Annotated in this window: 3 protein-coding genes; all 3 read left to right on the forward strand. The window is 26.2% G+C overall.

The features are described 5' to 3' along the window. Positions 1-355 precede the first annotated feature (355 nt). Complete coding sequence (locus TS70_RS06495; RefSeq protein WP_198049779.1) at positions 356-595, forward strand: hypothetical protein; 240 nt, start codon at positions 356-358, stop codon at positions 593-595. Positions 596-1,055: 460 nt separating this feature from the next. Then, positions 1,056-1,277, forward strand: coding sequence for a hypothetical protein (locus TS70_RS06500; RefSeq protein WP_198049780.1), 222 nt, complete (start codon positions 1,056-1,058; stop codon positions 1,275-1,277). A 1-nt stretch (position 1,278) separates the two neighbouring features. Continuing rightward, the gene (locus tag TS70_RS06505; RefSeq protein WP_198049781.1) at positions 1,279-1,416 is read left to right on the forward strand and encodes a hypothetical protein; all 138 of its coding nucleotides are present in this window, start codon (positions 1,279-1,281) and stop codon (positions 1,414-1,416) included. The last annotated feature ends 155 nt before the right edge of the window (positions 1,417-1,571 follow it).

Genomic DNA, 1,571 nt, shown 5'->3' on the forward strand with positions numbered 1-1,571 from the left:
AANAANNNATNNNANNAANNNGGTCGTATAAAAAATATTGGGGTTTTGGAAAAAAACTCGGAAATTGAATAAGAATAATAAATTAAACCATTTACTAAAATGGTTTTTTTATTTGTAAAACCAAAATTATTAATTGATTCAGAGAAAGGACAGCATATTAAATTCTTAAAATAGAAACTTTTTACACAACTTTCTGATACCCTCTTTAAGTTGTTTACACATTTATAAATATCTTAGAAATCTTTACAAAGTGTACTTGTTTTTCTCCTAATTTAAGGTGTTGTCCTTCCTCTGTTTCAGTTAAATAATTTGCTAATAAATAAAAAAAACTTAATATCAAGGAAAGGAGTAGGTAATGAAAATTAATAAGCAACAAAAAATATGTGATGTTAATGATTGTTATAAAACAATATCATTCATTACTGAAGAATTTGTATCAAATAAAGTTTTATGAACTTGTGAAAAACATAGAAATTTATTGAATAAAGTAAAAGATAAAACACAAAAGCAATTTTATCAAAAACTAGAAAATTCAAAAATTATCTTTGATTATGAAACTGGTTTTTTAAAACTTTGATTTTATAAAACAACTTAATGCAGTGTGGGACGGTTATTTTAAATAACTAAGTGTTTTTATTCCACATAGGCGGTCTAGCCCAACGGTAATTAGTCCGGAAATAATAGACGCTTTAACAAGCGATAGTCGTGATAAGTGCGTGGTCAACATCGAACGACAATAATCAAAGAGATGGTCACTTTACTAAATAAGATTTGCGATATAGCACTGGGCTCTTCAAGGTGCAAGTAGATTTATTTTAAAAACTGAACGCTTTGACCTGAAATGGTGCGGATGAAGAGAGAGAATTCTCTGGCATTACCTTATAAAAACAACTGTCGATTATTAAACATTAAACAATAAAATATACCGCCACCGAACATCCTTGGTGAAGTGGATGGCGTAGTAAATAAATAGATAAATACTTAATATAACTAATTCTCGCTTTGGCACTTTCACTTGGGAGTGAGTGCCAGCGAGTTAAAAATAGGAGGTAAAAATGACAATCAAAAATCTAATATCAATATATATGTACAATGATTTTTGTATTAATATATTTGATAATAAAACAGGGCAAAAAGAAAATATTAATGATGATATTAATTTAATTAAAAATGAAGAAGCACATTTATTAAATAAAGAAATAACTTATTTTGATGTTAAAGAACAAAAAGGAAGAAAATTAATAGAAATATTAATATCAAAGAATGAGGTAAATTAATATGTGAAAAGATGAAAATGGTTATGTTTATACAGAAGAAGACTTATTTAATGAAGCATTAGAAGAATGTTATTCAGAAGAAAGTGCTTATGAATATATTGATACATTAATTATGGAAAAGAATTTGGAGGAGATTTAATATGAATATAACAGAATCAATTAAATTTGACAAATTACAAGAAGAAAATGAAATACTTAAAAAAGAACTTGCTGAAAAAGATAGAAAAATTGATTTACTTTTAACAGCGAATAAGCAAATTACCTATTCAACTAAAAGTAGAGAATATAATCAAC

The sequence above is a fragment of the Spiroplasma sp. hyd1 genome, from assembly GCF_016082235.1.
Taxonomy (GTDB): domain Bacteria; phylum Bacillota_I; class Bacilli_A; order Mycoplasmatales; family Mycoplasmataceae; genus Spiroplasma; species Spiroplasma poulsonii.